General features: G+C 67.9%; 25 protein-coding genes. 17 read left to right on the forward strand and 8 right to left on the reverse strand.

Annotated elements, in window-relative coordinates:
* Positions 1-85: 85 nt before the first annotated feature.
* Together K2X73_RS04105 and K2X73_RS04110 are read right to left on the reverse strand one after the other, a co-directional pair.
* Positions 86-1,942, reverse strand: coding sequence for a methyl-accepting chemotaxis protein (locus K2X73_RS04105; protein WP_294108830.1), 1,857 nt, complete (start codon positions 1,940-1,942; stop codon positions 86-88).
* Between the two features lie 381 nt (positions 1,943-2,323).
* Complete coding sequence (locus tag K2X73_RS04110; RefSeq protein WP_294108831.1) at positions 2,324-4,135, reverse strand: methyl-accepting chemotaxis protein; 1,812 nt, start codon at positions 4,133-4,135, stop codon at positions 2,324-2,326.
* Positions 4,136-4,417: 282 nt separating this feature from the next.
* Between K2X73_RS04110 and K2X73_RS04115 the strand changes: the two genes are divergently transcribed.
* The 5 genes from K2X73_RS04115 to K2X73_RS04135 all read left to right on the forward strand — a co-directional run bounded on the left by K2X73_RS04115 (position 4,418) and on the right by K2X73_RS04135 (position 8,329).
* Positions 4,418-5,092 (forward strand): DUF2490 domain-containing protein, encoded by a 675-nt coding sequence (locus tag K2X73_RS04115; RefSeq protein ID WP_294108833.1) that lies wholly within the window; start codon positions 4,418-4,420, stop codon positions 5,090-5,092.
* Between the two features lie 42 nt (positions 5,093-5,134).
* Positions 5,135-5,359: a DUF1272 domain-containing protein gene (locus tag K2X73_RS04120; RefSeq protein ID WP_294108834.1), complete on the forward strand. Its 225-nt coding sequence runs from the start codon at positions 5,135-5,137 to the stop codon at positions 5,357-5,359.
* Entirely contained in the window at positions 5,356-6,468 is a 1,113-nt protein-coding gene (gene thiD / locus K2X73_RS04125; RefSeq protein ID WP_294108836.1) for a bifunctional hydroxymethylpyrimidine kinase/phosphomethylpyrimidine kinase, read from the forward strand. The genes K2X73_RS04120 and thiD overlap by 4 nt, the downstream gene beginning before the upstream one ends.
* The gene (locus K2X73_RS04130) at positions 6,453-7,037 is read left to right on the forward strand and encodes a ribonuclease HII (protein ID WP_294108840.1); all 585 of its coding nucleotides are present in this window, start codon (positions 6,453-6,455) and stop codon (positions 7,035-7,037) included. Before thiD ends, K2X73_RS04130 begins: the two co-directional genes overlap by 16 nt.
* Positions 7,038-7,222: 185 nt before the next feature.
* The gene (locus tag K2X73_RS04135) at positions 7,223-8,329 is read left to right on the forward strand and encodes a site-specific DNA-methyltransferase (RefSeq protein WP_294108842.1); all 1,107 of its coding nucleotides are present in this window, start codon (positions 7,223-7,225) and stop codon (positions 8,327-8,329) included.
* A gap of 29 nt (positions 8,330-8,358) precedes the next feature.
* Here the strand turns inward: K2X73_RS04135 and K2X73_RS04140 are convergent, their stop codons facing one another.
* Together K2X73_RS04140 and K2X73_RS04145 are read right to left on the reverse strand one after the other, a co-directional pair.
* Positions 8,359-9,234, reverse strand: coding sequence for a polyprenyl synthetase family protein (locus K2X73_RS04140; RefSeq protein WP_294108843.1), 876 nt, complete (start codon positions 9,232-9,234; stop codon positions 8,359-8,361).
* Between the two features lie 31 nt (positions 9,235-9,265).
* Positions 9,266-9,511 (reverse strand): exodeoxyribonuclease VII small subunit, encoded by a 246-nt coding sequence (locus K2X73_RS04145; protein ID WP_294108844.1) that lies wholly within the window; start codon positions 9,509-9,511, stop codon positions 9,266-9,268.
* A gap of 103 nt (positions 9,512-9,614) precedes the next feature.
* Between K2X73_RS04145 and K2X73_RS04150 the strand changes: the two genes are divergently transcribed.
* Positions 9,615-11,018, forward strand: coding sequence for an NAD-dependent succinate-semialdehyde dehydrogenase (locus K2X73_RS04150; protein WP_294108845.1), 1,404 nt, complete (start codon positions 9,615-9,617; stop codon positions 11,016-11,018).
* Between the two features lie 2 nt (positions 11,019-11,020).
* Positions 11,021-11,533: a superoxide dismutase family protein gene (locus tag K2X73_RS04155; protein WP_294108846.1), complete on the forward strand. Its 513-nt coding sequence runs from the start codon at positions 11,021-11,023 to the stop codon at positions 11,531-11,533.
* Between the two features lie 6 nt (positions 11,534-11,539).
* Here K2X73_RS04155 and K2X73_RS04160 read toward each other — a convergent pair whose 3' ends face one another.
* Both K2X73_RS04160 and K2X73_RS04165 read right to left on the reverse strand, forming a co-directional pair.
* Positions 11,540-12,286 carry an NUDIX domain-containing protein gene (locus tag K2X73_RS04160; protein WP_294108847.1) on the reverse strand — a complete coding sequence of 249 codons (747 nt, stop codon included), beginning with the start codon at positions 12,284-12,286 and terminating at the stop codon, positions 11,540-11,542.
* A gap of 11 nt (positions 12,287-12,297) precedes the next feature.
* Complete coding sequence (locus K2X73_RS04165; protein WP_294108848.1) at positions 12,298-13,449, reverse strand: DUF3667 domain-containing protein; 1,152 nt, start codon at positions 13,447-13,449, stop codon at positions 12,298-12,300.
* A 78-nt stretch (positions 13,450-13,527) separates the two neighbouring features.
* Between K2X73_RS04165 and K2X73_RS04170 the strand changes: the two genes are divergently transcribed.
* Genes K2X73_RS04170 through K2X73_RS04200 form a run of 7 tightly spaced genes read left to right on the forward strand, consistent with a single transcriptional unit; the run spans position 13,528 to position 18,510 of the window.
* Complete coding sequence (locus K2X73_RS04170; RefSeq protein WP_294108849.1) at positions 13,528-14,772, forward strand: glutamate-5-semialdehyde dehydrogenase; 1,245 nt, start codon at positions 13,528-13,530, stop codon at positions 14,770-14,772.
* A gap of 32 nt (positions 14,773-14,804) precedes the next feature.
* Positions 14,805-15,059 carry a ribbon-helix-helix protein, CopG family gene (locus K2X73_RS04175; protein WP_294108850.1) on the forward strand — a complete coding sequence of 85 codons (255 nt, stop codon included), beginning with the start codon at positions 14,805-14,807 and terminating at the stop codon, positions 15,057-15,059.
* Positions 15,056-15,343: a type II toxin-antitoxin system RelE/ParE family toxin gene (locus K2X73_RS04180; RefSeq protein WP_294108851.1), complete on the forward strand. Its 288-nt coding sequence runs from the start codon at positions 15,056-15,058 to the stop codon at positions 15,341-15,343. Before K2X73_RS04175 ends, K2X73_RS04180 begins: the two co-directional genes overlap by 4 nt.
* Positions 15,340-15,975: a nicotinate-nucleotide adenylyltransferase gene (locus K2X73_RS04185; protein WP_294108852.1), complete on the forward strand. Its 636-nt coding sequence runs from the start codon at positions 15,340-15,342 to the stop codon at positions 15,973-15,975. Before K2X73_RS04180 ends, K2X73_RS04185 begins: the two co-directional genes overlap by 4 nt.
* Positions 15,976-15,983: 8 nt before the next feature.
* Positions 15,984-16,376, forward strand: a complete 393-nt coding sequence (gene rsfS, locus K2X73_RS04190; protein WP_294108853.1) for a ribosome silencing factor — start codon at positions 15,984-15,986, stop codon at positions 16,374-16,376.
* Between the two features lie 59 nt (positions 16,377-16,435).
* On the forward strand, positions 16,436-17,776 hold the full coding sequence (locus tag K2X73_RS04195) for a M48 family metalloprotease (protein ID WP_294108854.1): 1,341 nt from the start codon (positions 16,436-16,438) through the stop codon (positions 17,774-17,776).
* Positions 17,773-18,510: a DsbA family protein gene (locus tag K2X73_RS04200; protein ID WP_294108855.1), complete on the forward strand. Its 738-nt coding sequence runs from the start codon at positions 17,773-17,775 to the stop codon at positions 18,508-18,510. The genes K2X73_RS04195 and K2X73_RS04200 overlap by 4 nt, the downstream gene beginning before the upstream one ends.
* A gap of 137 nt (positions 18,511-18,647) precedes the next feature.
* Here the strand turns inward: K2X73_RS04200 and K2X73_RS04205 are convergent, their stop codons facing one another.
* Positions 18,648-19,466 (reverse strand): class I mannose-6-phosphate isomerase, encoded by an 819-nt coding sequence (locus K2X73_RS04205; protein ID WP_294108856.1) that lies wholly within the window; start codon positions 19,464-19,466, stop codon positions 18,648-18,650.
* Positions 19,467-19,585: 119 nt separating this feature from the next.
* On the opposite strand from K2X73_RS04205, the gene K2X73_RS04210 reads away from it, so the two are divergent.
* Positions 19,586-20,398, forward strand: coding sequence for an outer membrane protein assembly factor BamD (locus tag K2X73_RS04210; protein ID WP_294108857.1), 813 nt, complete (start codon positions 19,586-19,588; stop codon positions 20,396-20,398).
* A gap of 40 nt (positions 20,399-20,438) precedes the next feature.
* The gene (recN, locus tag K2X73_RS04215; RefSeq protein ID WP_294108858.1) at positions 20,439-22,097 is read left to right on the forward strand and encodes a DNA repair protein RecN; all 1,659 of its coding nucleotides are present in this window, start codon (positions 20,439-20,441) and stop codon (positions 22,095-22,097) included.
* A 195-nt stretch (positions 22,098-22,292) separates the two neighbouring features.
* Here the strand turns inward: recN and K2X73_RS04220 are convergent, their stop codons facing one another.
* Complete coding sequence (locus K2X73_RS04220) at positions 22,293-22,670, reverse strand: VOC family protein (protein ID WP_294108859.1); 378 nt, start codon at positions 22,668-22,670, stop codon at positions 22,293-22,295.
* A gap of 45 nt (positions 22,671-22,715) precedes the next feature.
* Between K2X73_RS04220 and ligA the strand changes: the two genes are divergently transcribed.
* Positions 22,716-24,842, forward strand: a complete 2,127-nt coding sequence (ligA, locus tag K2X73_RS04225; protein ID WP_294108860.1) for an NAD-dependent DNA ligase LigA — start codon at positions 22,716-22,718, stop codon at positions 24,840-24,842.
* The last annotated feature ends 58 nt before the right edge of the window (positions 24,843-24,900 follow it).

Here is a 24,900-nt window from a genome sequence, read left to right on the forward strand (position 1 = left end):
GTTCGGCAGCGCCCGCGCCGTCGGTGCGCTAGGCCGGAATAGGCGCCCACCCGCTGGTCATTGCCAAGGGATGGGCGCCCGCAATTCAGAACTCCGACCATTCTTCCTCGGCCAAAGCGAGGTTGCCATGGACGCGGGGCACGGGGCTCGAAGCCTTGGAAGGCGCGGGCGCCTTAGCCTTGACTACCGCTGCCCGCCGCTCGCCGGTATTGAACTGGCGCACCGCCTCGTCGAGCGCGACCGCCTCGCGCGCGAGATTGACGCAGGTGGCGTTGGTTTCCTCGACCATTGCCGCGTTCTGCTGGGTGCCCAGGTTCATGTCGCTCAATGCCGCGCTGATCTCGCCGATGCTGCCCGACTGGCGCTCGACGACCGCGCTGATGTCCTTGGCGAGCGCGCTCACCTTGGTCGTTTCGGCGACGATTTGCTTCAGCGCCTCGCCCGAGCGTTCGACGAGCGCCACGCCCGAAGAGACCTGGGCCGATGCCGAGCCGATGATCTCCTTCACATCCTTGGCCGCTTCCGCCGAGCGCTGCGCGAGCGCGCGAACTTCCGTCGCGACCACCGCGAAGCCCCGGCCGGCATCACCAGCTCTTGCGGCCTCCACCCCCGCGTTCAGCGCGAGCAGGTTGGTCTGGAAGGCGATCGCGTCGATCAGCGAGGCGATCTCGCCGATGCGGGCCGAGCTCTCCGCGATCGCGCGCATCGCGTCGGCCGAATCGGTCGCGACCGCCAGCCCCTGCTCGGCCGCACTGGTCGCGTGGCGAGCGCCATCCGCCACCGCGCGCACCTGTTCGGTCGCCTGGCGGGCGCTGTCGGTGAGTTCACCGATCGCGGCCGCCGTTTCCTCGAGGCTCGCCGCCTGGCGCGAGGTGCGGCTGGCGAGATCGGAAGAGGCCATTTCGATGTCGGTGGTCGCGACCCGCGTCGTCTCGACCCGCTCGCCGATCGCGACGATCGTTTCGCGCAGCGTATCGGCGGCGGCGTTGAAATCGTCGCGCAGCTTGGCGAACGCGCCGTCAACATGCTTGTCGAGCCGGTGGGTGAGGTCACCCTTGGCGAGCGCGGCGAGCGCGGCACCGACGCGGTCGACCACCGTCAACGTTTCCTGCGCCCGGTCGCGCGCTTCGATCGCGGCGGTTTGAAAGGCTTCCATCGCGGTGGCGAGCGCGCCGATTTCGTCGCGCCGATCGCGCGCCGGAACGCTGACCGACAGGTCACCGGCCGCCAGCGCGGTCATCGCCTCGGTCATCGCGCGCACCGGCTGGGCGATCGCACGCCGCAGATAAAGCGCGGCCGCGCCAGCGAACGCCATCACCGCCAGGATCGCGGCAATCGTGAGGAAGAATGACCAGCGATAAATCGCCGCGCCGGCGTCGCTCGCCGCCTTGGCGCCGGCCGCGTTGCGCGCGACGATCTTACCGAGCGCCTCGCGGGCGGCGTCATAGGCCTTGCGCGTGGGCCCCTTGAAATAGGCCATGGCATCGGCCTGGCGCCCCGCGCGCGACATTGCGAGCCATTGCTCATTATGCCCGTCAAGCACCGCCACGCTTTGGTTGAAGCGCGCGAGATCGGCGCGATCTTCGGCGGAGCGGAGCATCGCCGCATAATCGCGGCGCAGCGTCGCGAAACTGCGCTGCTGTTCGGCGATCCGCGTCTCGGCGTCTTGCTGCGCTGCCGGGCTGTCGGCGGTGAAGTGGCGCCAATGGACCAGCCGGATCTCCGCGAGCGACAATTGCAGCGCCGCGACCTGGCGCACCGAAGGCAGCCATTGCCCCGCGACTTCCGCCGCCTTGTCATTCACCCGCGCGATCTGCATCAGCGCGAACAGGCTGAACCCCAGGATCACCGCCGCCAGCGCCCCTAGCGCGGCGCTCAACTTATTCCCGATCGACCAGTGCTTCACCGTCAATGTCTCCGTCGCAACGGGGACAAGGCCCATGCTGCATCCAACAGCGCGGCGCGGCGCTCCGTCGCTGGTCACGGGTCGTGATCCCCGCCGCGACGAGCCAGGCCGCCTAAAGCCCACCCCCTTAATCTATGTTGGGAACTGATGCGGTGGAAATACTTACGAGCTGTAAAGGGCTAGCCCAATCTGGGCACGCATTATGTCAGTTTCCACAGGTTGACGGCGGCGCTTACATTGATTTTCTGTAACGACTTCCGATGATTCCTGACGGTTCCGCAAAGCTTTGCACCGGCGATCTCGGTTGGGTGATTTGATGCCGCACCCGATCGGCGAACAAGGTATTTTTCGCTGCGCTGACAGGCGCGGTCGGCTGAATGGCGCCTGATTCGGCCCGTCAACCGGCTGAAACCGACTTCAGAATTCCGTCCAATCATCCTTGGCCAGGGCGAGATTGCCCTGGGCGCGCGGCATGGGTCGCGTTGCTTTGGCCGGGGTGGGCGCCTTGACCACCGCCGCGCGCCGTTCGCCGGTGTTGAATTGGCGCACCGCCTCGTCGAGTGCGACCGCCTCGCGCGCGAGGTTGACGCAGGTGGCGTTGGTTTCCTCGACCATCGCGGCGTTCTGCTGGGTGCCCAGGTTCATGTCGCCCAATGCGGCGCTGATCTCGCCAATGCTGCCCGACTGGCGCTCGACCACCGCGCTGATATCCTTGGCGAGCGCGCTCACCTTGGTGGTTTCGGCGACGATTTGCTTCAGCGCCTCGCCCGAGCGTTCGACGAGCGCCACGCCCGAAGAGACCTGGGCCGATGCCGAGCCGATGATTTCCTTCACATCCTTGGCCGCCTCGGCCGAGCGCTGGGCGAGCGGGCGGACTTCCGTCGCGACCACCGCGAAGCCCCGGCCGGCATCGCCGGCGCGCGCGGCCTCCACCCCGGCGTTGAGCGCCAGCAGGTTGGTCTGGAAGGCGATCGCGTCGATCAGCGAAGCGATTTCGCCGATGCGGGCCGAATTACCCGCGATCGCCCGCATCGCTTCAGCGGAATCGCTGGCGACCGCCAGCCCCTGCTCGGCAGCACTGGTCGCGTGGCGGGCAACCGCCGCCACCGCGTGCGCTTGATCGGTCGCCTCGCGCGCGCTGGCGGTCAGTTCACCAAGCGCGGCGGCGGTCTCTTCCAGGCTCGCCGCCTGGCGCGAGGTGCGGCTGGCAAGGTCTGACGAGGCCAGCTCGATGTCCCCCGTGGCGACCCGTGTCGTCTCGACCCGCTGGCCGATCGCGACGATCGTTGCTCGGAGCGTGTCGGTCGCAGCGTTGAAGTCGTTGCGCAGCTTGATGAAGTCGCCATCGACGCTGTCATCGAGCCGGTGAGTGAGGTCGCCCTTGGCGAGCGCGGCGAGCGCCTGGCCGATGCGATCGACCACCGCCAACGTGTGCGCCTTGTCCTGGGCTTCGATCACCGCCTGCTTGAACCGGGCCATTGCCGCCGCGAGCGCGCCGATCTCGTCCCGCCGATCGAACGCTGGCACCTCGACCGACAGATCGCCGGCGGCGAGCGCGGTCATCGCCTCGGTCATCGCGCGTACCGGTCGGGCGATCGCGCCGCGCAGAAAGAAGGTCGCCGCGCCGGCAAGCGCCAAAACCGCGACGATGGCGATCACCGTCAGCCCGATCGACCATTTATAGTCTTGCTCGGCAGCCTTCTTCGCGGCGCTGGCGCCGGCCGCATTGCGCGCGACGACCTGTCCGAGCATTTCACGAGCGGTGTCATAGGCCTTGCGCGTCGGTCCTTTGAAATAGGCGAGCGCCTGGGCCTTGCGCCCCGCGCGGGAATCGTCGAGCCAGCGCGCGGTGTGTGCCTCGAGCTCGGTATAGACCTGATTGAATGGCTTCAAATCGTCCTGATGGTCGGACGCGCGCACCATCGCGACATACTCACGGCGAGTGGTCTCGAACTTGGCTTGGGTGTCCTTCATATGGCGCTCGGCGTCCTCGAGCGTGGCGGGGCTGTCGGCGGTGAGGTGTCGCCATTGAAACAGCCGCATCTCGGCGAGCGACATCTCCAACGCGGCGCCCTGCCGGACAAGCGGCAACCAACGATCGGCGACCTGTGTCGCACTATCGTTGATGCGCGCCATCTGAAACAGGGCCAGCACGCTGAACCCTAGAATAATCGCGGCCAGCGAACTCAGCGCCGCGCCCAACTTGTTCCCGATCGACCAATGTTTCACTCGCCGCGTCCCCAATGTCAGTATTTAGCATCCGCGCGTGGTGGTGCCACGATTACGTGGACGCGGTAGTTGATTGGGATTGGTTACCGGCGCCTAAACCCAACATTACATTGATTTATGCAAAGGTCTGATATCGTAGAAATGCCAATCATTGGCCTGGGGCAACCCATTATGGGCAGCCTAAGTTGGGAGCTTTCCACTTTGTTCACCCGTGGCGCGGAAAAGCCGCGTCAGCGGTGCCGCCTTCGCGTTTTGCGTCGCTCAATCCTCAGAGGTCGGTTGATGCGTTCTGTGCCCATCTTTGCCACGCTTGCCCTGCTCGGCGCCGCGACGCCGGCGCGAGCGGACCATGATTTCCAAACCTGGCCGGTCGGCATCGTCCAGGGCAAGATCAAGCAGGACGCGATCTTCTGGCTGGAGGTGCAGCCGCGCATTACCGATGATGCCGAGCGGCTTGGCCAGTTGCTGATCCGCACCGCGATCGGTGTGCAGCTGTCGAAGCGGGCGTCGATCCATTCCGGCTATACGTTCGTCCGCACCGATCCGATTGGCCGGGCGCTGACCCATGAGCACCGGCTGTGGCAGCAACTGCTCGTGCCGCTGTCACCGCCGGGCAAGCGCCTGACGATCACCGCGCGCACCCGGCTGGAGGAGCGCTTTGTCGAAGGTTACGAGGGGGTCGGCTGGCGGCTGCGCCAGCAGCTGCGGTTGCAGCATCCGCTCGGCGGCCGATCGAAGCTTTCGGGCGTGCTGTGGTCGGAACCCTTTTACAGCTTCAACACCACCGATTGGGGCCAGCGCAGCGGTTGGGACCAGGTCCGCAGCTTCGTCGGGCTGAGCATCCCGGTCACCAAGCAGCTGACGGTCGAGCCCGGCTATCTGAACCAGACGGTGTTCCGCGCGAACGGCACGCGCTATAACCATATCGCCAATATGTGGGTGGTGTTGCGGCTGTAGCCCGCTCTAGGCGCGGCAAGGCAATGGGCCTATTGGGGGGCGATGCTCGAGATGCGCCCCGATTGCGAACGCTGCGGCGTCGATCTGCCGGCGGATGAAGCCGGCGCGTTCATCTGCTCGTTCGAATGCAGCTTCTGCGCGGAGTGCGCCGATGCGCTCGATGAGCTTTGCCCGAATTGCGGGGGCGAGCTGCTCGATCGCCCGACGCGGTCCGGCAAGGCACTGCGCGCTTATCCCGCGTCCACCGAGCGTAAGTTCAAGCGATGACCCCGCGCGTGCTGATCGTCGCCGGCTCCGATAGCGGGGGCGGGGCGGGGATTCAGGCCGATCTCAAAACGGTGACGATGCTCGGTGGCCACGCGATGACGGCAGTGACCGCGATCACCGCGCAGAATACGCTGGGGGTGAACGCGGTTCATCCGGTGCCCGCCGACATGGTGCTCGCCCAAATCGACGCGGTGGTGGGTGACATTGGCGTCGATGCGGTGAAGATCGGCATGATCGGCTCCGCCGAAACCGCGCACAGGGTGGCCGAGCGACTGGAAACGCTGGACGTGCCGATCGTGTTCGATCCGGTGATGGTCGCGACCTCTGGCGCCACGCTGGCCGACCAAGCTGCCATCGCCGCGTTCACCCGGCTGATGCGCCGTGCGACGGTCGTGACGCCCAACCTGCCCGAGCTGGAAGCGCTGGGCGGTGAGGCGAAGGTACTGGAGCAGGGTTGCGCGCTGCTTGCCAAGGGCGGGCATGGCGCGGGCGAGATGCTCGTCGATCGCCTTGTCACTCGCGATGGCGAGCTCGCGCGCTGGGAGGCGCCGCGCATTCCCACCACCAGCACCCACGGCACGGGTTGCACGCTCGCCAGCGCGCTCGCGACCTTCCTTGCTCTCGGCTATCCATTGAAGGCGGCGGTCGCCCGCGCGCGCCAGTTCGTGCGGATCGCGCTGCGGGACGCTCCCGGTTTGGGGGCGGGACATGGGCCGATGGGGCACCACCATGTCCGGCTCGATCTCGGGCCCGGCGCTCGGCTCAACCAGGTGACGCTGCCGCTCGCCCCCGGCGCGATCGACTTCTGGCGCACGCTCGGGCTGCGCCAGATCGTCAGGACCGAGGACGGCCATTACGCGCGGTTCGAGGCGGCGGGCGGCGCCACCTTGTCGCTGGAGGCGGACGCCGAGCCAACCATTTTCCTGGAATGTGACGATCTGGATGCGGAAGTCGCGCGGTTGCGGGCGGCGGGCGTAGTGTTCGATCAGCCGCCGACCGATCGACCGTGGCGCTGGCGCGAGGCGCGGCTGCGTGATCCGGCGGGGAATGCGCTGTGCCTCTATCAAGCGGACGAGAACCGCCGCTTCCCGCCGTGGCGCCTCCCCTGATCGCGGGCGTCGATGAGGTCGGGCGCGGGCCGCTCGCGGGGCCGGTGGTGGCCGCCGCGGTCGTGCTGGGCGCGCGACCGATCGTGGGGCTTGGGGACTCCAAGAAGCTAAGCGCTAAGCGCCGCTCGGCGCTAGAGGCCGAGATCAAGGCCGAATGCCGCTGGGCGCTCGGCATCGTGGAAGCCGATGAGATCGACCGGATCAACATCTTCGCCGCCACCATGCTAGCGATGACGCGCGCGGTCGCGGCACTGGGGGTGGACCCGCACGAAGTGCTGATCGACGGCAACCAAACCCCCGCGCGCTGGGCAGTCGACTGGCGCTGGCCCGCGCGCGCGATCGTGGGCGGCGATGCGAGCGAGCCTGCCATCTCCGCCGCCTCGATCATCGCCAAGGAAGCGCGCGACGCGCTGATGCGCGAGGCGTGCGCGCGCTGGCCCGCCTACGGCTTTTCCCGCCACAAGGGCTATGGCACGGCCGAACACCTTGCCGCGCTCAACCGCCACGGTCCCTCGCCGATCCACCGGATGAGCTTTGCGCCGTGTGCGCAGGTGACGCTGAAATTGTGAGTCTTTCGCGCAACACCCACAGCTAATGGGGGCTGTGGATAAGTCGGGGACTCAACATCTGGGAAACGCCCCCCGCCACCAGACTCAACAAGGATTCTTAAGGCCTTAGCGTTAACCATTGTTCGCTTGACGAGGCGCGCAATTCGGCCCCTTTTGCCGCCTCAACGCGAGCGGGGATGGTTAAGATGGGCGTTCTTGAAAGGATCAAGCCAGCCGCGAGCGCGCTCCCGCTCGATCAACTGATCCAGGGTGATTGCATCGCCGCGATGCGCGCTCTGCCGCCCGGCTCGGTCGATATGATCTTCGCCGATCCGCCCTATAACCTGCAACTGGGCGGCGACCTTCATCGGCCCGACGGTAGCTTCGTCGATGCGGTGACCGACGATTGGGACAAGTTCGATACCTTCGCCGCTTATGATCGCTTCACCCGCGAATGGCTCGCCGCCGCGCGCCGACTGCTGAAGCCGACTGGCACCTTGTGGGTGATCGGCAGCTATCACAACATCTTCCGCGTCGGCGCCGCGGTGCAGGATCTGGGCTTCTGGATTCTGAACGACATCGTCTGGCGCAAGGCCAATCCGATGCCCAATTTCAAGGGCACCCGCTTCACAAACGCGCATGAAACGCTGATCTGGGCGGCGATGGGGGAGAAGGCGCGCTACACCTTCAACTATCGCAGCCTGAAGACGCTCAACGACGAACTGCAGATGCGCAGCGACTGGGAATTCCCGATCTGCGGCGGCCAGGAACGGCTGAAGCGCGACGGGGTGAAAGTCCACCCGACGCAAAAGCCCGAGGCGTTGCTCTATCGCGTGCTGCTGGCCTGCACCAAGCCGGGCGATGTGGTGCTCGATCCCTTTTTCGGCACCGGCACGACCGGCGCGGTCGCCAAGCGGCTGGGCCGCCGCTGGATCGGGATCGAGCGCGAGGACAGCTATTGCGCGGCCGCACGCGAGCGGATCGCCGCCGCGCTGCCGCTCGATGAGTCGGCGCTCGTGACGATGCAGAGCCCCCGCCAGGCGCCGCGCGTCGCGTTCGGCACGATCGTCGAATGCGGGCTGCTCGCGCCGGGCAGCGTGCTGTCCGACGCCAAGCGCCGCTATGTCGCGACGGTGCGTGCCGATGGCTCGTTGACGAGCGCGGGCGGGGAGGGATCGATCCACAAGCTCGGTGCCGCGATGCAGGGCGCCCCCGCGTGCAATGGCTGGACCTTCTGGCATTATGAGGCTGAAGGCGCGCTGAAGCCGATCGACGCGCTGCGGCAGGTTTATCTGCTCAGCACGCAGCCATGAGCGCGCCTATCGCTGGATAGGCGGTGCTCTTACCGATCGCGCTCCAGGATGAACCGGGCGATGTCGCGCAGAAGATCGGCTTCGGGTCCGAAATTCTTAAGATGCTCGATCGACTGATCGACCAGCAGCCGCGCCTGCTCGCGCGCGCGATCGACACCGAGCAGCGTCAGGAATGTTTCCTTGCCCTGCGCCTCGTCCTTGCCGACGCGCTTGCCCATCTTGGTCTCGTCGCCTTCGTGGTCGAGCAGATCGTCGGCGATCTGGAAAGCGAGGCCGACATCGCGGGCATAGCCGCGCAGGCCAGTGCGCCCCTCCACCGGCACGCGCCCCAGGATCGCGCCGGCTTCCACCGAACTCGCGATCAACGCGCCGGTCTTCAGCGCCTGTAGCCGGGTGATGGTCGGCAGATCGAAGCTCGCTTTCTCGGCTTCGATATCCATCATCTGCCCGCCCGCCATGCCGGCGGGGCCAGCGGCGCGGGCAAGATCGAACACCAGTTCGGCGCGGACGAACGGATCGGGATGGGTCGCGGGATCGGCGAGCACCTCGAAAGCGAGCGCGTGGAGGCAGTCGCCCGCCAGGATCGCGGTCGCCTCGTCGAACGCCTTGTGAACGGTGGGCTTGCCGCGACGCAGATCGTCGTCATCCATCGCTGGCAGATCGTCATGGATCAGCGAATAGACGTGGATGCACTCGATCGCGAGGCCCGCGCGCCCGGCGCAGTCCCGGTCGACGCCGAACAGCCGTGCGGTCGCCGCCACCAGCAGCGGCCGCAGCCGCTTGCCACCGCCGATCGCGGCGTGGCGCATCGCGCGATAAAGGTCGGCGCGAGGATCGTCGGGGATTTGCAGCAACAGATCGAACCGGCGATCGACATCGGCGGAGACTTCGCCAAGCGCCGTCATCAAGACACTCGAGGCATCGGCCATCGGGGTTTCAGCTCGCTGCAAAAGGGGTGGTACCGGCGGCGCGGCCTTCGGCATCGAGGCGGATCGCCTCGATCCGCGCCTGTGCCGCATCAAGCCGCTCGGCGCAACGCTGGCGCAACAGGCTCGCCCGCTCATAGAGCGCTATCGAGCTGTCGAGTGCCTCGTCGCCGCTTTCCAGCCGGCCGACGATCCGCTCCAATTCCTTCAGAGCGTCCTCGAAAGTCATGTCGTCCACAGGGGTTGCGCCGTTCATACGCCCGCTATGGGGCAGGCGAGCGAGAAGGGTCAAGAGAGGCGCACCCTTGCGCTCGCCCGGTGCGTTCAGCAAACAGGCGCGCGCTTTGGAAAGGAGCACCATGTTTCAGGCGATTGATCCCGCGAGTGGCGCCCCCGCCCATACCATCCCTGAAATGACTGCAGAACAGGTCGAGGCGGCGGTCGCGCGCGCGGCGGCGGCGTTTCGGGACTGGCGGCTGTCGTCGCTCGACGAGCGGGCGCGGTTGCTGGAGGCGATCGCCGAGCAGTTCGATGCGCATCAGGAGCGGCTCGCGCGGCTGGCGACGACCGAAATGGGCAAGACCCTGAAAAGCGCGCGCGCGGAAGTGCAGAAATGCGCCGGCGGGCTGCGCTATTATGCGCAGCATGGTCCGGCGATGCTCCGCGAGATCGAGGTGCCAACCGCAAGCGGCGCGCGGGTGCGCCAGCATTGGCTGCCGATCGGCCCGGTGCTGGCGGTGATGCCGTGGAACTTCCCTTATTGGCAGGTGGTGCGTTTCCTGGCGCCGGCGATCATGGCGGGCAATGTCGGGTTGCTGAAGCACGCTTCGCTGACGCAGGGCTGCGCGAGCGCGATCGAGGAGATGGTGGTCGCGGGTGGCGCGCCGGCCGGACTGTTCCAGAACCTCGCGATCCGCGCTGGCGCGGTAGGGGCGCTGATCGCCGATCCGCGCGTCGCGGCGGTGACGCTCACCGGCTCGGAAGAGGCGGGGGCCAAGGTCGCGGCGCAGGCCGGCGCGGCGCTGAAGAAGGTGGTGCTCGAGCTGGGCGGTTCCGACCCGTTCATCGTCATGCCCTCGGCCGATATCGATCTGGCGGTGAAGACCGCGGTTACGGCGCGGCTGCAAAATGCCGGGCAGAGCTGCATCTGCGCGAAGCGGATGATCGTCCATGCCGACATCTACGACGCCTTCGCCGAGCGCTTCACCGCCGCGATGCTCGCGGCCAAGGTAGGTGACCCAACCGATGAAAGCGTTGATATCGGCCCGCTTTCCAGCGCCGAGCAGCGCGACACCGTGCTCGAACAGCTCGCGCGCTTCCAGGCGGCGGGCGCCAAACTCGTTGGCGGCACGGCGCTGCCGGGCAAGGGTGCGTTCATGCAGCCCGGCGTGCTGACCGAGGTGCCGCAGGACGACCCGATCGCGCAGGAGGAGCTGTTCGGCCCGGTCGCGATGCTGTTCCGTGCCGAAAGCATCGACGCCGCGATCGCGCTCGCCAATGATGTGCCGTTCGGGTTGGGTTCGTCGGTGTGGACTAACGACCCCGGTGAACAAGCCTGCTTCGTGCGCGATCTTGAGGCGGGGATGACCGCGATCAACCAGATGCTCGCCTCCACCCCCGAAGCGGCGTTCGGCGGGGTGAAGCGTTCGGGTCATGGCCGCGAGCTTGGCCCGTGGGGAATGCACGAATTCATGAACTTGAAGACGGTGATCGTCGCGGACGCCCCCGCGCCGGCGCCAACCCCGCAGGTGCAAGGAGAATGACGATGCGCAACGTGGTAATCGCCGCCGCTTTCGGTCTTACCCTCTCCGCCGCCGCGCTCGCCGAGCGCAAGCCGGTGCCCGAGGTTGCGACCGCGATCCTGCGCACCGCCGACGGCAAGGAGGTCGGCCGCGCGACCGCGCGCGAGGTGAAGCAGGGCTTGCGGGTAACGGTCGATGTCCGCGGTTTGCCAGAGGGGCAGCACGGCGCGCATGTCCACACGGTCGGCCAGTGCGATGCGCCCGATTTCACGACCGCCGGTGGCCATTGGAACCCGCTTGGCACCAAGCATGGCTCGATGAACCCGGCGGGGCCGCATGAGGGCGACTTGCCGAACCTTATTATCGGCAAGGACGGGCGCGGCACGTTGGGCGCGGTGATCCCCAAGGGCACGCTCGCCGGGCTACTTGATACCGATGGCGCGGCGATGGTGGTCCATGCCGGGCGCGACGATCTGATGACCGACCCTTCGGGCAATAGCGGCGGGCGCGTCGCGTGCGGGGTGTTCGCGAAATAGGCAGCGTTACGCGCGCCGCGCTCGGTCCAGCGCTTCCGCCGTCACCGGGTAGCCAAGCCCTTCGGGGATGCACAGAAATTCGGCGTCGCCACGCCGCTCGATCCAGGGGGTGATCGTCTCGATCGGATGGGTGCGCGCGTCGGCGGCGGCCTCGGCGAAGCTGGCGAAGCGCGCCAGCCGCTCAAGGTTGCGGCGGGTGGGGAAGATCAGGCTCGCGCGCTCGGCATCGGCTTCCGCGAGCACGGTGGCCGCGCTCGCCCAGAAGGCGCGGACGCTTTCGGTGCCGTCGGCAATCGGCGTGGCATCGGCTGGCGCGGCCGCGATGAAGAAATGCGTGTCGAAAATGCGCATATTCGCATGAGCCGGGCGCCAGCGCGCGAACGGCACGAGCGCGCTGAGCGTTAGGGTTACGCCGTGGCGCTCCAGCAGCGCGCCAAAGGGCTCGCCCGCGTGCAGTGCCGCGCGCAGCCGCGCGACCTTGATGGCGTCCGGCGCGGGGGACAGCCCCAGCGCGATCCCGGTTTCCTCGATCAGTTCGCGCAAGGCGGCGACGCGCGCGGCCCCGATTGGGTCACCGGGCGCAAGCTGGAGCGCGAGTGCTTCGTCCTCGGCGTCGATCCGGCCGCCGGGGAAGACCAGCGCACCGCCTGCGAAGGCGAGCGCCCGCCCGCGCTCGACGATCAGCAGCTCGGGCGGGCCGTCGTCGCGCTCTCGAAACAGCACCAGCGTCGCGGCGGGGATGGCGTCGGTCACGTCCGGCGCGCTCAGGCGATGACGTTGAGGATGGCAATGAAGAACAACGTGCCGGAGAAGATCGCGCTGAGCAGCAGCACAACGGTACGCCAGGCCGCGCCGAAGCGGCCGATGCGATACGCACCGCGCAGCTGCTTGTAGATGTGCAGCGGTGGACCGAAGGCGAAGATCGTCGCGATGATGGGCGTGGGGATGCCGATCGCGCGCAGCACGCTCAGGCCGACGACGCCCAGTGTCATCGCCGATAGCGAATAGATCGCGAAGATCGCGTGATCATAGGGTCCGACATCGCGCCGGAAGGCAAACAGCAACCAGATGAACGGCAGTGATATCGGGATCAACATCCAGCTATATTTATAGGCGCTGGATTGCAGCTTGTAGAAAAATAGCTTGGGATTCTCGGCAGCCTTCTTGATCCTTGCGTCCAGTGTCTCGCTGCCGGTATGGATATTGATCTTGCCGGCGTTCATTCCGTCCTTGAAGCCTTTCTCGAAATCCTTGCCGCCGCCAAGCAGGGATTTTGCCGTGTCGATCCCGTCGATATCCTCGTCCAGCTTGTCTATCCGCTTATCCAGCGCGTCGACACGCGCCTCGATCGCTGCTTCGTCGCCGCCGGTGGCTTGCACCCGCGTGGCTTGCGCTTTGAGCGCGGCCATTTCGGCCTGCGCGCGGTCGCGTTGCGCCACCGATAGGGCGCGTTGCTTGTCCAGTTCAGGAACCGACAGCTGGGTGTTCGCACGGATCTGCTTCGAATCGCCCTCGGCGTCGAAAAATGGGCCGCCGATGCTCTCGAACGTCGCGACCATCAGGAACACCGAGAACAGGAACAGCGCGAGCGGGGAAACGAATTTCGCGCGCTCGCCGGCGATGAAGCGTCGCGTCAGGCTGCCTGGCTTGTAGAAAAGCAGCGGCAGCGTCGTCCAAATCTTTCCTTCGAAATGATAGACGCCGTGCAGCAGGTCATGGACGATCGACCAAAGCGTGCGGTGAACGTGCGCCGCCTGCCCGCAATCATGGCAGAACTCGCCTTGGAGGGTTGCCTGGCAGTTCAGGCAGCGGCCATGGCCGTGCTCGCCCACCGCACCGTGACCAGCGCCGTCGAGCGCGTGACCGATCAAGGTGCCGGTCGCGAGATCACCGGCGGCTTCGAATCCCCCTTGCATGGCGCACAGCAATAACAGCTTGGCGTGCCAGAGGCGACATGATCTTGCGCGATCCGCGTCGGCTGGTAGCGAAGGCGAATGTCCGCCGCCGCGATCATCGCCGACCTCGCTGCCCGCGCCCGTGCCGCGAGCCAGACGCTCGCGCGGCTCCCCACCGCCGCCAAGGCCGAGGGGCTGCGCGCCGCCGCCGGCGCGGTCCGCGCGCGCGCCGATGCGATCCTGGCCGCCAATGCCGAGGATATGGCAGGGGCCACGGCACTCAGCCCGGCGCTGCGCGATCGGTTGCGCCTCGATCCCGCGCGGCTGGAGGGGATCGCCGCGGGAATCGAGGCGGTGGCGGGGCTCAACGATCCGGTCGGCGCGGTGATCGACCGTCGCACCGCGCCCAGCGGCATCGTATTGGAGCGGGCACGGGTGCCGATCGGGGTGATCGGGCTGATCTATGAGAGCCGGCCCAACGTCACCGCCGATGCGGCTGCTTTGTGCGTCATGTCGGGCAACGCCGCGATCCTCCGGGGCGGTTCGGAGGCGCTCTCGAGCAACGCCGCGCTGCACGCGGCCTTCGTCGCGGGCCTTGCGGCAACGGGATTGCCGGTCGAGGCCGTGCAACTCGTGCCCAGCAGCGACCGGGCACTGGTTGGCGCGATGCTGGCGGCGGCCGGCCAGATCGACCTGATCGTACCGCGCGGCGGCAAGGGGCTCGTCGCGCGGGTGCAGACCGAGGCGCGGGTGCCGGTGCTCGCCCATCTCGATGGCATCAACCATGTCTTCGTCCACGCCTCGGCCGAGCCTGAAATGGCCGAGCGCATCGCGATCAACGCCAAATTGCGGCGCCCGGGGGTGTGCGGGGCGATGGAGACGCTGCTGATCGACCAGGCCTATCCGGCGGCCGCAGGGCTGGTCGCGGCGCTGCGCGCGGCGGGCTGCGAATTGCGTGGGGACGCCGCGATCCAGGCGATGAATTCGGCGGTGGCCCCGGCGACGCCGGCGGACTGGGACACCGAATATCTCGAGCCGATCGCCTCGGTCGCACTGGTCGATGGGCTCGAAGGCGCGCTCGCGCATATCGCGCGGCATGGCTCAGGCCATACCGAGGCGATCGTCACGGCCGATACGGGCGCGGCGGAACGCTTTTTGGCCGAGGTCGACGCGGCGATCGTGCTGTGGAACGCCTCCACCCAGTTCGCCGATGGCGGCGAGTTCGGGCTGGGCGCCGAGATCGGCATCGCGACCGGCCGGCTCCACGCGCGGGGGCCGGTCGCGCTGGAGGGGTTGACGACCTATAAGTGGGTGGGGCGGGGGACGGGTCAGGTCCGGCCTTGAAGCCTTGGTTGCTCGCGTATACATGTGAATACATGAGCAAGACCGCCGTCATCACCGCTCGCCTCGATGCCGAAACGCTCGCCGCGCTCGACGCGCTCGCTGCGAAGCGCGAGCGCAGTCGCGCCTGGCTCGTCGCCAAGGCGATCAAGCGCTTTGTCGAGGAAGAAGCTGCCTTGGACGCGTTCCTGCAAGCGGGCGAGGACGATTTCGCTCGCGGCGATTATCTGACTCATGAGGAATTGGTCGCCGAGATCGAGGCAATGCGGCCCAAGAAGCAGGCCGCTTGAGGCAACTGCTCTGGGCGCGACGGGCGCGCAACGATCTGTTCGAGATCGCGGCCCATTACCGCGAGCTGGATCCCGATCTTGAGTTCACGATCCTTGAGCGCGTAGAAACCGCGCCGTTGATCCTGCTCGATTTTCCAGAAATTGGCGCGCCGACCGCGTGGGCCGACATTCGAAAGTGGCGCGTCGCCGCGACGCCCTTCTTGTTGCTTTATCGGGCGGGCCGGCAAAGGGTCGAAATACGCCGCGTCCTCCACTACGCCCGCGATTGGCAGCACCAGCTATGAGGCGGATCGGCCTGCTCGGCGGCTCGTTCAACCCGGCGCATCAGGGGCACCGCGCGATCAGCATGGCGGCGCATACCGCGCTCGACCTGGACGAAGTGTGGTGGCTGGTCTCGCCCGGCAATCCGCTTAAGGAGGGACGAACGGACATGGCGCCGCTCGGCGTGCGGCTGGCTTCCGCGCGGCGGATGGCGCGCGCGGCGCCGATCCGCGTCACCGACATCGAATGCCGGCTCGGCACCCGCTACACCGTCGACACGATCGACAAGCTTACGAGGCTCTACACCCGGCACCAGTTCATCTGGCTGATGGGGGCCGATAATCTCGCCCAGTTCCACCAATGGCGCGGCTGGCGGCGGATCGCGCACCGCGTGCCCATTGCCGTGATCGCCCGCCCGGGTTATGATGGCGCCGCCCGCGCGGCCCCCGCGATGGGTTGGTTGCGGCGCTTCGTCCACCCCGCATACCAGGCTCGACAGTGGACGCGGTGGAGCTTGCCGGCGCTCGTGCTGTTGCGCTTTCGCCCTGACGATACCTCCGCAACGCGGCTGCGCGCCGCAGACCCCGCTTGGCAGCGCCACTTTCTTTCCCATCTTGGCGACACGCTTGTCCGCAAGGGCGAGTCTTCAACCTAGGAGTTCCCTTGGCCTCATCCCCCCAAGCCTATCGTTCGCCCGACGCCGAAAGCGTCGAGGCGCTGCATCAGCTTGTCCTGACGTCGCTCGACGACGACCAGGCGGTCGATACCATTTCGATCCCGCTCGCGGGCAAATCGAGCATCGCCGATCACATGGTGATCGCGAGCGGCCGCTCGACCCGCCAGGTCGCGTCGATGGCCTCGAAGCTTACCGAGAAGATCAAGGCCGAATTCGGCCGTCCGGTGCGCGTCGAGGGTCTGCCCGCGGCGGACTGGGTGCTGATCGACGCGGGTGACGTGATCGTCCACCTGTTCCGCCCCGAAGTGCGCAGCTTCTACAATCTGGAGCGCATGTGGGCGTTCGGTGATGCCCCGGTTGCGACCGATAGCGCGCATTAAGGCCGGGCGCCGCCCGCAGCGGCGTTGAAGCGTAGGACAAAATGGCCGATAGCGGGGCGATGAAGAAACTCGCCGCCGTGCTGATGTTGCTGCTCGCGCTGGTGCCGCAGGCAGCGCTCGCCCAGTCGATCTTGCGCGACGCCGAGACCGAGGCGTTGCTCGCCGACATGTCCAGGCCGCTGATCGTCGCGGCGGGGCTCAATCCCAAGGATGTGCAGGTGGTGCTGGTCGGCGATTCTTCGATCAACGCCTTCGTCGCCGGCGGGCAGATCGTGTTCGTCAATTCGGGCACACTCCAGGCGGCGGACAGCGCCAACGAAGTGCAGGGCGTGATCGCGCACGAACTCGGCCACGTGGTCGGTGGGCACGTGCCGCTCGCCGACCGGGGGTATAAGCCCGCGCTCGGCATTCAGATCCTGTCGCTGCTCATCGGCATCGCCGCCGCCGCCGCAGGATCGGGCGAGGGCGCGGCGGGCGCGATCGCGGCGGGGCAGCAGGCGGCGCTCGGCAAATATCTGGCCTTTTCGCGCGATCAGGAAGCCTCGGCCGATGCCGCCGGCGCGCGCTTCCTCAATGGCGCCGGGATCACCGGCAAGGGTTATCTGAGCTTCTTCACCAAGCTCACCGCGCTTGAATATCGCTATGGCATCAGCCGCAAGGACAGCTTCCTGCTCGACCACCCGGTGTCGAGCGACCGCATCGCCAACTTGACCGATACGCTCAAGACCAACCCAGCTTGGGGCAAGCCGCTCGACGGCAATTTGGAGGAGCGCTTCCGCCGGGTGAAGGCGAAGCTCGCCGGCTATGCCGACGATGCCGAGGTGACGCTGCGCAAATATCCGCCCACCGACCAGAGCCTCTACGCCCATTACGCCCGCGCCTATGCCTATCACAAAAGCGGCTATCCCGAGAAAGCCGATGAGGAGACCCAGGCGCTGATCACCGCCGCGCCGCACGATCCTTATTTCCTGGAGATTCGCGGGCAAATCCTGCTCGAATCGGGCCAGCCGCTCGCCGCGCTCGCGCCGCTGCGCGAGGCATCGCAGGCGACCAAAGCGCCGCTGATCCTGACGACCTTCGGCCATGCGCTGATCGCGACCGAGAACCAGGCCAATTTCGCCGAAGCGGAAAAGGTGCTCCGGCTGGCGGTGGCGCGCGATCAGGATAATCCCTTCGCCTGGTATCAGCTGGGGGTGGTCTATGAGCGCAAGGGCGATACCGCGCGGGCCTTGCTCGCCACCGCCGAGCGCGCGACCTTGACCGGCGATCTGCGCACCGCCGCCACCGCCGCGCGCGGGGCGCTCGCCGGGCTGCCGCCCAACTCGACCGACTGGATCCGCGCGCAGGACATCGCGCTCACCACCCAGAACCAGCTGCAAGACGCGAAGGGGCAGCGATGAACGGACGCGGCGGTTGGCTCGTGATGCTGCTGGTCGCGCTCGCCGGCGCGCTGCTCGGCGCGGCGGCGATGGCGGGCGCGGCGCGCTGGGGACAGGGCGGGGCAGGGCTCAGTGACGAGGCGGTGAAGGCCTATCTCGCGCGTAAACCCCAGGTCTTGATCGAAGCTGCCGAGGCGTATCGAGCGCGCGGCACGGCGAAGGCGGTGGGGGCAGCGCGACCCGCGATCACCCGCGCCTTCGGCAACGCCTGGGCCGGCAATCCGCGGGGCGACGTGACCATCGTCCAGTATTTCGATTATAATTGCGGCTATTGCCGGCGGAACCTGGCGACGATCGACCAACTGATCGCGGTCGATCCCAAGGTGCGGATCGTGTTCCGCGAGCTGCCGATCCTGAGCCGGGAAAGCTATGCCGCCGCGCAGCTGAGCCTGGTCGCCGCGCAGCGCGGGCGGTTTCACCAGTTTCACCAGGCGGTCTATGCCGCCGGCCCGATCAGCGACGCGTCGCTTGACGAGGGCTTGCGCGCCGCCGGGATCACGCCCGCCGAGGCGCGGGCGGCGGCGCGCGATCCGGTGATCGAGGCGGAGATTGGTCGCAATCTGGCGATGGGCGACAAGCTCGGCTTGCGCGGCACGCCCAGCTGGGTGGTGGGCGAGGAGGTGATTTCCTCGGCGCTAACGCTCGATCAGCTCCGCGAGCTGGTGGCGACGGCGCGGGCGGCGAAGCGGGGGTAACACGGTCCCAGCACGCTTGCTTTCGAAACAGCGATAAGCCCTCTTCCCTTCAGGGGAGAGGGTTGGGTGAGGGAGCTCGATGCCGGGGGCATGACCGACCCGAAACTCCCGAAGGGAAGGGGCATCGGCACGCTCAATTACAGCCGCGTCGCGCCGGGATAGGCGACGAGCAAATCCGCGTCGTCGCCCGCCTGAACCTCGACCTCGCCCGCCAGCATCAGGCACTCGCCCGCGCGGAACGCCACGCCATCGGCCACGCCCTCGCCGGCCAGCGGAACCAGCCAGCCGGGTGCCCCACCCAACACCAGCCGCTTGTCGCCGCCGCGCCAGCGTTCGAGGACGAATTTCGGTCCTTCCGCCAGGATCGTCCGCCCCGGTTCGATCGCGCCGGGCGCCGCTTGAGCGACGAACGGCGCCGCGTGCGAGACCGCGACGCCCGCCTCCAGATGCAGCGGACGCGGGCGGCCATAATCGTAGAGGCGATAGGTCAGATCCACATTCTGCTGCACCTCGACCAGCGTGATCCCGGCGCCGATCGCGTGCACCGTGCCGGCGGGCGAATAGAAGAAGTCGCCGGCCTCCACCGGCTTCCAATCAAGCTTGCCTTCGATCGAGCCATCGAGCGCGGCGGCGCGCAGTTCGTCGCCGGTCATCGGCTCGAGCGTGCCGAGCGCGATCGTCGCGCCCGGGTCCGCGGCCAGAATCACCCAGGCCTCGTCCTTGCCGCGCGGATGGCCGGCGGCTCGCGCGGCGGCATCGTCGGGATGGACCTGCACCGACAATTTCTCGGCGGTGAACAGATATTTCACCAGCAGCTCGGGGTCACCCTCGGGCGCCTGAAACCATATCTCGCCCACCGGATCGCCGTCGGACGCCGGATCGGCGAAGCCTGGCCAGAGCCGATGGCGACCCCAGGGTTTTTCGACACGATGGGTGGCGAGCAGGGTTGCGGGCATGAGTCCTCCGGTTTGGTGGGCTTTTAGCGCCAAACGCCGCGATCCCGCCACGGGTCCGCCGCGCGGCTCGCGCAAAAAGCGTTGTTCGCATGTGCGCGGCTGGGCTAGAGCCATGCGCCATGAAGGTCCATTCCCGCGCGCTGCTTTGTGCCCTTGTCGCCGCCCTGCCGCTTGCCGCCTGTACCCAGGGGCGGTCGAAGGGCGATCTGCCTTATGTCGCGCGCGACGTCGGCTCGCTTTATTCGGGCGCGAAGCGGCTGCTCGACACCGGCCGTTACGCCGAAGCGGCGCAGTTGTTCGATGAAGTCGAGCGCCAGCATCCTTATTCGATCTGGGCGCGCCGTGCCCAGCTGATGAGCGCGTTCAGCTATTATCTGAACGCCGATTATCAGAAATCGATCGATTCGGCGCAGCGTTTCCTGTCAGTCCATCCGGGCAATCGCGATGCGCCTTATGCTTATTATCTGATCGCCCTGTGTTATTACGAGCAAATCTCGGACGTGACGCGTGACCAGAAGATCACCCAGCAAGCGCTCGACGCCATGGGTGAGCTTTCGCGCCGCTACCCAAACTCGCGCTATGCCGCCGACGCGCGGCTGAAGCTCGACCTTGTGCGCGACCACCTCGCGGGCAAGGAAATGGAGATTGGCCGCTTCTATGAGAAGCGCGCCGAATGGCTCTCGGCGACGTTGCGCTTCCGCCGCGTCGTCGACCAGTACCAGACGACCTCGCACGTGCCCGAGGCGCTGATGCGCCTCACCGAAAGCTATCTCGCGCTCGGGGTACGCGATGAGGCGCGCAAGGCCGCGGCGGTGCTCGGCGCCAATTATCCGGGCACGATCTGGTACAAGCGCGCCTATGATCTGATAGGCCGCTATCCGGACAACGTGCCGCCGCCCCCGCCGCCGCCGACCACGCCCAAGGCCGCCTGAGGCTTTCCTTCGCGCCCGCATGGCGGCAGAGAGACGTGCAATGCTGACGGCTCTCGCCATTCGCGACGTGGTGCTGATCGAAGCGCTCGACCTGGAGTTCGGCGCGGGGCTCAGCGTGCTGACCGGCGAGACCGGGGCTGGCAAGTCGATTTTGCTCGATGCGCTGGGCCTGGCGCTCGGCGCGCGCGGCGATAGCGGCTTGGTGCGCGGTGGCGCGACGCAGGCGGTGGTGACGGCGAGCTTCACGCCCCCCGGTGGCGCGCTCGAGGCGCTGCTGGTCGACAATGGGCTGGAGGTCGAACCCGGCGAGCCGCTGATCGTACGGCGGATCGTGAAGGCCGATGGCGGCAGCCGCGCGCTGGTGAACGATCAGCCGGTCTCGGCCGCGCTGTTGCGCGAACTCGCTGGATATCTTGTCGAAATTCACGGCCAGCATGACGATCGCGGGCTGCTCAACCCGCGCGGCCATCGCGCCCTGCTCGACGCTTTCGCGCGGATCGACCCGGCGCCACTACGCGAAGCGCACGCCGCGTGGCGGGCGGCGCAGGACGAGCTCGCGCGCGCCCGGACCGATCTGGAGAATGCCGCGCGCGACCGTGAATGGCTCGAACACGCGGTCGCCGAGCTGCGGGCGCTGGGCGCGAGTCCCGGCGAGGAGGCCGAGCTCGCCGAGCGGCGCGCGGCGATGCAGCGCGGTGAAAAGATCGCCGCCGATCTCCAGGCGGTCGCCGCCTTGCTCGACGGTAGCGACGCGGCACTCAGCCAGTTGCGCCAGGCGGCGCGCATCCTGGAGCGCGTCGCCGAGGACCATCCCGCGCTCGCCGAGAGTCTGGCGGCGATCGACCGGGCGCTGGTGGAGGGCGGCCTGGCGCAGGATAAGCTGGACGAGGCGGCCGATGCGCTCGCTTTCGATCCCGCCGCGCTGGAGGCTGACGAGGCGCGGCTGTTCGAGCTGCGCGCGGTGGCGCGCAAACACCGGGTGCAGCCCGATGATCTGGCGGTGCTCGCCGAGGATTTGGCGGCGAAGCTTGAGCATATCGAAGCGGGCGAGGGCGGCATCGCGCGGCTGGAGGCGCGGGTCGCGGCGGCGGCGGCCGACTATCGCGCGGCGGCCGAAAGCGCCCGTGCCGTGCGCTGCGGGGCAGCGCAACGCCTTGACGGGGCAGTCGCGCGCGAGCTCGCGCCCCTGAAACTCGACGCCGCGCGCTTCCGGACCGTCATCGCCCCGCTTCCCGAGGAGCAATGGAGCGCGAGCGGCGCCGATCGCGTCGAGTTCGAGATCGCGACCAACCCCGGCGCCCCGTTCGCCCCGCTCGCCAAGATCGCGAGCGGCGGCGAACTGTCGCGCTTCCTGCTCGCGCTGAAAGTGAGCCTCGCCGAACAAGGCGGCGCGGCGACGATGATCTTCGACGAGATCGACCGCGGCGTCGGCGGCGCGGTCGCCTCGGCGATCGGCGAGCGCCTCGCCCGGCTCGCCGAGCATACCCAGTTGCTGGTGGTGACGCACAGCCCGCAGGTGGCGGCGCGCGGGCAGGGGCATTTCTTCATCGCCAAGGCGAGCGACGGCCTCGTCACCCGCACCGGCGTCCGCGCGCTGGACCCGACCGAACGCCGCGAGGAGATCGCGCGGATGCTCTCCGGCGCCGAGATCACCAACGAGGCCCGGGCGCAGGCGGGGCGGCTGCTGGCGGCGGCGTGAACATTCGCATCCATTCGTGAGCATTCGCACCCATGAAGGTAATCGTCGTCCCCGGCGCAGGCCGGGGCCCAGTATCTCGGCCCTGCCGAGGAAAGTGCGCCTCATCATGGCGCGCCGCTGGGCCCCGGCCTTCGCCGGGGAAGGGATGAACGGAAATCGCGCTCCCCCACGAGCGCGCCCATCAAACGCGCGCCGCTAGCCCTGAATCAACTGCCCGAACGCGAGCAAATTGCCATCCGGCGCCAGGATCAACAGCTCGCGCTGGCCATAGGGCTGGTCGACCGGGCCGAACACGTCGCCTTCGGGCAGCGCCTCGAGCTTGGGCTTCAATTCGGCATGAAGCGCGTCCACGTCGCGCACGTCGATATAATAAGCGAACCGCCGGGTTCCCGGCGGCGCGCAATCATCGCCATCGCTCTGCAACAGCCGGATGCCGCAGCCCTCGCGCGAGACATAGGCATAGCCGGGCTGGCGATAGCCCAGCGTGAACCCCAGCAGATCGACGAAGAACGCCAGCGCCGCCTCCAGATCGGCGACGTGGATGAACGGGGTGATCTGGATGAAGTTCGGCACCGCGCCCTCCTTGAACCGATGGCGGCGCGAGGTTAGCGCTGCGCCATGACGTTGTCGCCGCCCCAATCCGACGTCGAGGCCGCCGAGCGGCTCGCCTTCCTCGCCGCCGAGATCGCGCGCCACGCCGCGCTCTACCACACCGATGACGCGCCCGAGATTAGCGACGCCGATTATGACGCGCTGATCCGCGAGAATGCCGCGCTCGAAGCCGCTTTCCCCCACCTCGTCCGCGCCGATTCGCCCAGCGAGCGCGTGGGCGCCGCGCCCGCCGCGCATCTCGCCAAGGTGGCGCATGCGCGCGCGATGATGAGCCTGGACAATGCCTTCGCCGATGAGGACGTGGCCGAATTCCTCGCCCGCGTCCGGCGTTTCCTGGCGCTGCCCGAGGACGCGCCCGTCGCGCTCGCCGCCGAACCCAAGATCGACGGCCTTTCCTGCTCGCTGCGCTATGAGCGCGGCCGGCTGGTGCAGGCGCTCACCCGTGGCGACGGCACGATCGGCGAGGACGTGACCGCGAATGTCCGCACCATCGCCGACATTCCGCAGCAGCTGACCGGCGAAGCGCCCGAGGTGTTCGAGGTGCGCGGCGAGGTGTATATGGCCAAGGCCGATTTCGCGGCCTTGAACGCGCGCCTGCTCGCCGAGGCCGAGGCGCCGGAAAAGGCGCGCCAGTTCGCCAATCCGCGCAACGCCGCCGCCGGGTCGCTCCGCCAGAAGGACGCGAGCGTCACCGCCAGCCGTCCGCTCAAATTCCTGGCGCATGGCTGGGGCGAGGCGAGCAATGTCCCCGCCGAAACCCAGCTCGGCCTGATGCACGCCATCCGCGATTGGGGCCTGCCGGTGAGCGACTTGTTGATCCGGGTCGACGGCCTCGACGCCGCGCTCGCGCATTACCGCGCGATCGAGGCGGCGCGTGCCGAGCTGCCCTTCGACATCGACGGCGTGGTCTATAAGGTCGATCGGCTCGATCTGCAGGCGCGGCTGGGGTCGGTCGCGCGCGCGCCGCGCTGGGCGATCGCGCACAAATTCCCCGCCGAACGCGCGCAGACGACCCTGAAGGCGATCGACATTCAGGTGGGGCGCACCGGCAAGCTCACCCCCGTCGCCCGGCTGGAGCCAGTGGGGGTGGGGGGCGTGATCGTCACCAACGCGACGCTCCACAATGCCGATGAAATCGCGCGGCTGGGGGTGCGCCCGGGGGACCGGGTGGTGCTGCAACGCGCGGGCGACGTGATCCCGCAGATCGTCGAAAACCTTACCCGCGACACGCCGCGCGACCCGTGGCACTTCCCGGAGGCCTGCCCCGAATGCGGTTCGGCCGCCGAGCGCGAGCCGGGCGAGGTCGATTGGCGCTGCTCCGGCGGCCTCATCTGCCCGGCGCAGCGGGTCGAGCGGCTGCGCCATTTCGTCAGCCGCCACGCGCTCGATATCGAGGGGCTGGGGCTGAAGCAGATCGAGGATTTCTTCCGTGACGGCCTGATCGCGAGCCCCGCCGACATTTTCCGCCTGAACGAGGAGCAGTTGCGCGCGCGTAAGAAGGATGGGCGCGTCTGGGCGGCGAACCTGGTCGCGGCGATCGACGCCAAGCGCACCCCGCCGCTCGATCGCTTCCTGTTCGCGCTCGGCATCCGCCATGTGGGGGAGGTGACGGCGCGCGATCTCGCGCGGCGCTATGGGAGCTGGGCGGCGTTCCGCGCGATGATCGATCGCGCGCTGGAAGTCCGCTCTGGCATGATCCGGGCGCTCGCCGAGAGCGACGACAAGCTGCTGGCGCGCACCGCCAAGGAATTGGCGGCGGTGGTCGAAACCCCCGGCGTCGGCCCCGAGGTCGCGCTGGCGCTCGTCGATTTCTTCGCCGAGCCGCACAACCAGGAAGCGCTCGCAGCGCTGCTCGACCAGTGCCGCCCGGCTGATGTGGTATTCGAGGCCAAGGCCTCCGAGGTGAGCGGCAAGACGCTCGTCTTCACCGGCAGCCTGGAGACGATGAGTCGCGACGAGGCCAAGGCCCAGGCCGAATCGCTTGGCGCGCGGGTGGCCGGATCGGTCTCCGCCAAGACCGATCTCATCATCGCCGGCCCCGGCGCGGGATCGAAGCTGAAAAAGGCTGCCGAACTGGGCATTTCGGTGATCGACGAGGCGGCCTGGCAAGCGATCGTCGCCGCCGCGCGGTGATGCGTTTTTGCCACGCTTTGTGACCGAATCCGTGCCCGGGGACGGGCCGGGATCGACT

The organism is Sphingomonas sp. (genome assembly GCF_019746665.1).
In the GTDB taxonomy this organism is placed as follows: Bacteria; Pseudomonadota; Alphaproteobacteria; order Sphingomonadales; family Sphingomonadaceae; genus Sphingomonas.